A 6,680-nucleotide genomic window follows, 5' to 3' on the forward strand; every position below is an offset into this window, starting at 1 on the left:
AATTTTTGTGGCGCTGACGATAGGCTAGCCAGCACAGTCCCCAGACCTGAGCAGCGCTTGATCGCTTGCCTAAGGAATCAGATATGTCCTCCCTTTCGCCCCTTCTCAGCGGGTACGATCTGCATGGCCTCGTTCTGCCAAATCGCGCCGTGATGGCGCCGATGACGCGCTCGCGCGCTCCCGTGCGCGGCCGCCCGACAGAGATGATGGCCCAGTACTATGAACAGCGTGCTTCCGCCGGGCTGATCATCACCGAGGCGACGAATGTCAGCCCCGCATCGGCGGCTTTCGAGTTGACGCCTGGCATCATGACGGCCGAGCAGATCGACGGCTGGCGCCACATCACCGACCGGGTCCACGCTGCCGGTGGGCGGATCTTCATGCAGCTCTGGCATAGCGGGCGCGTCAGTTCGTTCACCCTGCTTGGCGGTGAAGCGCCGCTCTCGCCCTCCGGCGTGAATGACGATATCGAGAAGTTGCAGGTGTGGGCGCAACTGCAGAACGGCAACTACACGCGCATTCATGCCACACCGTCGCGCGCCATGACGCTCGAAGAGGTGAAGCTCACCATTGACGCATTCAGGCAAGGCGCGGTCAACGCGATGACCGCCGGCTTCGATGGCGTCGAAGTCCACGCCGCCAATGGTTACCTGCCGCATCAATTCCTCTCGTCGACCACGAACACGCGCGACGACCACTACGGCGGATCGATTGCTAACCGCGCGAATTTCTTGCGCGAAATCCTTATGGCAATCGGCACATCAGTGCCGATCGGCAAGGTCGGCGTGCGCATCTCGCCGTATGCCCACTACAACAACGTCCGCGACGCCGACCCGGACGGCACCTATGACTACGTCGGCGCGATGCTCGGCGAGTTGGGTGTGGCGTACGTTCATGCGGCCGATACGAATGGTTGGAGCGGCGCGCCGGATCTGCCGCGCATCATCGAACGGATACGCAAGGTGTTCGACGGCACGCTGATGGTCAACGGCGGCATTTCGGTCGACCACGCCGACGCATTGCTTCGCGCTGGCGATGCCGATCTTGTTGCGTTTGGCCGCGCGTACATCGCAAATCCCGACCTGGTCGAGCGGATCGCCAACGGGGCGCCGCTCGCGACGCCACACGCAGCGGGCTGGTACGGCGGCGACGGCACCGGTTATATCGACTATCCGTTCGCTGCCCGCGCCGCGTGACGGTGAGAACAACAACGCGCGGCGTAGGCGCGCGAAATTATCAATCGAGACGTGTGATGAAAGGTGCGTGAATGACTCTCAAGCCCAGATTACTGTGGGGAGGAGGCCTGGTCGTCGTGGTCGTGCTGGTTGCCGCTCTGGCGCTCATGTGGAAGCCTGCCATCGCGCCGATCAGTCCGCCCCCGGCTTCGTCGTTCGACGCGCAGTCACGGCTCGCCGGTGCGCGTGTCGTGGCGCTTGGCGACTGCGTTGTGTGCCACACCGCGAAAGGCGGCCAGCCCTTCGCCGGTGGCCTGCCACTCGCCACGCCCTTCGGCACCATCTATGCAACCAATATCACGCCCGATGTCGACACGGGTATCGGCGGCTGGTCGCTCGAGGCCTTCACCCGCGCGATACGTTACGGCGTGGCTCGCGATGGCCACCTGCTCTATCCCGCGTTTCCGTATATTCATTTCACCCGCATGTCGGACAGTGACATCTCGGCGGCCTACGCGTACCTGATGACACGGGAGCCCGTCAAGGCAACCGCGCCCGCGAACGAACTGATCTTCCCGCTGAACTTCAGGCCCTTGCTCGCGTTCTGGAATGTGTTGTTCCTGCATCCTGGCGCAGAGGTGGCGGACGCCTCACACGACGCGCAGTGGAACCGCGGCAAGCTCCTGGTAGACGGACTCGGACATTGCGCCTCGTGCCACTCGCCGCTCAACCTGATCGGCGGCGAAAAGCACGGCCAGGCATTCGATGGTGGCGTCGTGGACGGCTGGGACGCGCCTGCGCTCAATGCGCTCGGCGCCGCTCCAAAGCCCTGGACCCAGGCGCAACTCGTCACCTATCTGCGCACCGGACGCGCCAGCGAGCACGGCGCCGCCGCGGGCCCGATGCTGCCCGTTACGCGCGATCTCGCCACCGTACCGGAAGAAGACGTGCAGGCGATCGCCACTTACATCCTGTCGGTTCAGAAGCCTCAGCCAACGCCGCCGAATGCACCCGCGCCGACTGCTGCGCTGCCGCCCGAGGCAAAACGGGGTGCGGCGCTGTTCGCGGCGTCATGCGCGCAATGCCACGGTCCCCACTCGCCCATGCAGTCGATTGGTGGGCGCCCGACGCTCGCGTTCAGCACGGCTGTCAATGCCGCGACGCCGCGCAACGCGATCCAGATGATTCTCAGCGGCATCAACTGGCACGGCGAAGATTCGATTAACTACATGCCGGGCTTCAGCGAGGTCTACAGCGACCAGCAGATCGCCGATCTGACGTCTTACATCCGCGCGGCCTATTCGCAGCACGATCCGTGGAAAGACGTCGAACGGTCGGTCGCAACAATCAGAAAGGAGAACGACGCGCGATGATCACTCTTACCGTCAACGGTGTGCAGCATAACCTCGATATCGATCCGTCGACGCCCTTGTTGTATGCGCTACGAAACGACCTGCATCTGCATGGCGCAAAGTTCGGCTGCGGACTCGGACAATGCGGCGCCTGCACGGTGATCGTGGGCGACAAGGCTGTCTTCTCGTGCCTGATTCCCGTATCGGCGATCGGCAAACGCGCGGTGCGCACGGTCGAAGGCCTCGGCACGATCGAGCATCCCAGTGCGTTGCAGAAGTCGTTTATCGATCACCAGGCGGCGCAGTGCGGTTATTGCATCGCCGGGATGATCATGCGCGCCCAGGCCCTGCTCGATCGCAACCCGCGGCCGACAGAGCGCGAAATACTCGAACATATGGAACCGAACCTCTGCCGTTGCGGCACCCATCTGCGAATTCTTGCCGCGATTCGCGAGGTCGCGCACCTGCCGGCTGGCGACACGCTCTCCAACGAACCCATGGAGATAGCGAGCCTCGGAGGCGCGCAATGAGTGACACGGACGACAAGATCGACGAGGGACGCCGCCGCTTCATGCTGTCCGGCGCGCTGGTGGTGAGCTTCAGCATGTTCCCAGGCGTCAGCGCCATGGCACAGGAAGTGATCGCCGATGAAGGCGCCGCCGTCCACATCGGGAAGGCAACCCAGGCACTCGCCGGCAGCCTGAAAACCAACCCTTATCTCGACGCCTGGATCAAGATCGATGCGGCGGGCAAAGTGACCGTCTATACGGGCAAGGTCGAACTCGGCACGGGTGTGCGCACCGCGCTGCTGCAAGTGGCGGCAGAAGAGCTGGACATGGCGCCCTCGCTGATCACATTCCTGACGGCCGACACAGGCGTCTCGCCGGATGAAGGGCTCACGGCCGGCAGCCACACGATGGCCGATAGCGGCAGTGCGCTGCTCAATGCGGCCGCCCAGGTTCGCGGCCTGCTGGTCGACGCGGCCGCGAAACACTTCGGCGTAGACAGCAAGCAGTTGGTCGCGCACAACGCGGTCATCAAGACGCCGGACGGCCGCAGCATGACGTATGGCGAAGCAGTCGGACTCGTCGATCTGCATCGGGTCGCCACGCCGACTTCTCCGCTGAAAAACCCGGCCAGCTTCGACATGATCGGCACCTCGCTGCCACGTGTCGATATTCCCGCCAAGGTGACGGGCGGCGCGAGCTATGTTCACGACATGATGATGCCGGGCATGCTGCACGCGCGCGTCGTGATGCCTCCCGTCTACGAGGCGAGGCTGCTGGACACCAATACCGACGAAGTGCTGAAAATGCCGGGTGTGGTCAAGGTGGTCCGCAACGGCAGCATGCTTGCCGTGGTCGCGAGAGTCGAATGGCAGGCGGTGCAGGCGCATCGCGCATTGTCGGCAGGCTGCAAGTGGACGCCTGGCCGCGCATTGCCCGATCCCGCCACGGTGCACCGCGACCTCAAGCAGATCTCCACCCAGCACATCGAAATCGCTAACACGCATCAGCCGGCTGGCGCGGCAGTGAAGACATTGAGCGCGAAATACACGAAGCGCTACATGATGCATGGCTCGATTGGCCCATCCGCCGCCGTCGCGTTGTACAAGGACGGCGAGATGACCGTCTGGACGCATTCGCAAGGGGTGTATCCGCTGCGCGACGGGCTCGCCGAAATGATGTCGATGCCGAAGGACAAGATCCGCTGCATTCACGTCGAAGGGTCAGGCTGCTACGGCCACAACGGCGCGGACGACGTCGCTGCCCACGCCACGCTCATCGCCCACGAAATCGAAGGTGCGCCCGTGCGTGTGCAATGGATGCGCGAGACAGAGCATACGTGGGATCACTACACGCCAGCGATGGTCACGGAAGTCAGTGCTTCGCTCGACGCAACCGGCAAGATCGTGGACTGGAATTACGCGCTGTGGAGCAGCTCTCACAACGAGCGGATCGTCAACGCCGGGCGCCTGATTCCCGCCCAGATGCTGGAGAAGCCGTTCGTGCCTGCGCCCTCGGTGCCGATGGTGCAGCCAGAAGGCGGTGGCGACCGCAACGCCATTCCGCTGTACTCGATTCCGAATATGCACATCATGAACAACTTCTCGCCGACGATGCCTTTGCACACTTCGGCAATGCGCTCCCTCGGTGCGCATATGAATGTGTTCTCAATCGAAGCCATCATGGATGAACTGGCAGCGGCCAGCGGCGCCGACCCGGTGGCGTTCCGGTTAAAGCATATGCAGGACCCGCGTGCACGCGATGTCATCCAGCTTGCCGCGCGAAAATTCGGCTGGCCGAGACGGACGCGCAAGCGCAATCATGGCGTCGGATTTGCGTTCGGCAAGTACAAGAATCTTATGGCGTATGTGGCCATGGCCATTGAGGTATCCGTCGTGCCCGAGACCGGCCAGGTGGTGCTGGAGCACGCCGAAGTGGCGGTGGACTCGGGGCAGATCGTCAATCCGGATGGAATTCGCAACCAGATCGAAGGGGGCGTCGTTCAGGCCGCAAGCTGGACGCTTTATGAAGAACTCAAGTTCGATACATCGAGAATCCGCAGCTTCGACTGGAGCACTTATCCCGTCCTGCGCTACTCCGCGGCGCCGCGTAGCATCAACGTGCATTTGATCGATCGTCCGGGTGCGCCGTTTCTTGGCGCGGCCGAGGCGTCTATGGGCCCGACGGCTGGCGCGCTCGCCAACGCGTTGTTCGACGCAACCGGCAAGCGGCTGCGCGACATGCCGCTGGCCGGCGACAGATTGCGGGAGCTGATCGACGTGTAACGCGCTCGGCGGTGGTCACGCGGTCGACGCGAGTCGCGTGATTCCTCACGACGAAAAAACGGCGAGCCATCCCGGTTCGCCGTTTTTCCTGCGAATGTAAGGCGACGGGGCATCGCGAGGATAGGTCGGTGGACGTCTGGACAGCTGCAGCTACAAACAGATCGGTATAACTGGGCAGCGTCCGCAGACTTTGTTGTGCCCCAACAAATTATGGAGATACATCAAAGTCTGCGGCGAAAATCCATCGAAACGCGGTTATCGCCGTTGATGTTCCACGCGTGGGACATATTTAAAGTTTGCGTCAGTTATCTCTAGTCTCGAGATCGCATCGGATTCAAGAACGCAAAGTCCGCGGGAGGTATGTGCCAACGGCAATATGACTGCGGCAATAACAAGGGTCATAGCAAAATTGTGACGCACTGCAGCAATCGACGCCCTAACCGTCCCGATTAGGGTCAACACTGGCTCGTGGAGTGAACCAACAGCTCGATTTCACGAATTCGCTGCCGCTGGCTGGTGGTAAATCTCGTGCGCCGCAACCCGGCCATGTGTATGGCTTCGTCGCAGTCACCCAACCGTTGTTCCGATGCCAAAGTGACGAGCCAAGAAATGACACGTTCGCGATAGGCCTGCTGGCATTCCTCCACTTCCGCCAAAACGGCCGAAAAAGATTGACTCGGAGTCCTTATCGACTCACGATCAAACCGGTGCACGTATCAGCGGATGTGTCGATATGCGCGATCAGTCGGTCAGCGTGCGGAATGCGGCCTGGAAAGTGATGATCGAAATACTCGACGTTGACGCCGTGATCGAGAAGCGACACGAGTGAAGTGCGGTTTGCATCGAGCGAGACATCAAACACAGTCACCTTATCGCCGGAACCGGCCCTTACGCGGCGCAGCAGGCAGACGTCGCGCTTGACCCCCGTAACTAGCTGCGCATCGACAGGATGCTTGAGCCTCAGTTGATGCAGCGCACAGATTCCGTCGGCGTCGCCATTAAACACATCGAAGTGAGCCACCTGTTACTCCATTGGGGAAACATCGAGCGTCAGTGCCTGTGTCCCAGCTTGCAACGCCGCCGCACACTGTCGCGCGTGTGACGCCCCTAACTCGAAATAGGCCAGCGTACGTCTGCGCCAGTGCCTCACACGTCCAATCTTGCGTTCGAGGAGATGGGCGGCGGCCAGTCTTCCTCGAACGGTCGCGCGGATGCTTTGATAGAAATGGAGCAGGCCCTCATCGACGGGATCGTGCATCGACTCGGCATACGCATCGAGAAGCACGGCTCCGATCTTGGGGGCGCCCAGGCGTTCGCATTCGAGCGCGAGAAATCCCACCTCATCGAGGGTATCGATAGTCC

The 6,680-nt window shown here is 61.9% G+C and carries 4 protein-coding genes and 2 pseudogenes; 4 read left to right on the plus strand and 2 right to left on the minus strand.

Annotated elements, in window-relative coordinates; genetic code table 11:
- Positions 1 to 83: 83 nt before the first annotated feature.
- The 4 genes from KFO72_RS33560 to KFO72_RS33575 all read left to right on the plus strand — a co-directional run bounded on the left by KFO72_RS33560 (position 84) and on the right by KFO72_RS33575 (position 5,318).
- Positions 84 to 1,196: an alkene reductase gene (locus KFO72_RS33560; RefSeq protein WP_225033901.1), complete on the plus strand. Its 1,113-nt coding sequence runs from the start codon at positions 84 to 86 to the stop codon at positions 1,194 to 1,196.
- Between the two features lie 71 nt (positions 1,197 to 1,267).
- The gene (locus KFO72_RS33565) at positions 1,268 to 2,548 is read left to right on the plus strand and encodes a cytochrome c (protein WP_225033902.1); all 1,281 of its coding nucleotides are present in this window, start codon (positions 1,268 to 1,270) and stop codon (positions 2,546 to 2,548) included.
- On the plus strand, positions 2,545 to 3,057 hold the full coding sequence (locus KFO72_RS33570; RefSeq protein WP_054930576.1) for a (2Fe-2S)-binding protein: 513 nt from the start codon (positions 2,545 to 2,547) through the stop codon (positions 3,055 to 3,057). The genes KFO72_RS33565 and KFO72_RS33570 overlap by 4 nt, the downstream gene beginning before the upstream one ends.
- Entirely contained in the window at positions 3,054 to 5,318 is a 2,265-nt protein-coding gene (locus KFO72_RS33575) for a xanthine dehydrogenase family protein molybdopterin-binding subunit (RefSeq protein ID WP_225033903.1), read from the plus strand. Before KFO72_RS33570 ends, KFO72_RS33575 begins: the two co-directional genes overlap by 4 nt.
- Before the next feature lie 688 nt (positions 5,319 to 6,006).
- On the opposite strand, the pseudogene KFO72_RS33580 reads toward KFO72_RS33575, so the two are convergent.
- Together KFO72_RS33580 and KFO72_RS33585 are read right to left on the minus strand one after the other, a co-directional pair.
- Positions 6,007 to 6,339 (minus strand): annotated as a pseudogene (locus KFO72_RS33580) (acetyltransferase); the annotation flags it as partial.
- A 3-nt stretch (positions 6,340 to 6,342) separates the two neighbouring features.
- A pseudogene (locus KFO72_RS33585) lies at positions 6,343 to 6,680 on the minus strand (hypothetical protein); the annotation flags it as partial.

Source organism: Paraburkholderia sp. XV (assembly GCF_020177535.1).
Taxonomy (GTDB): Bacteria; Pseudomonadota; Gammaproteobacteria; order Burkholderiales; family Burkholderiaceae; genus Paraburkholderia; species Paraburkholderia caribensis.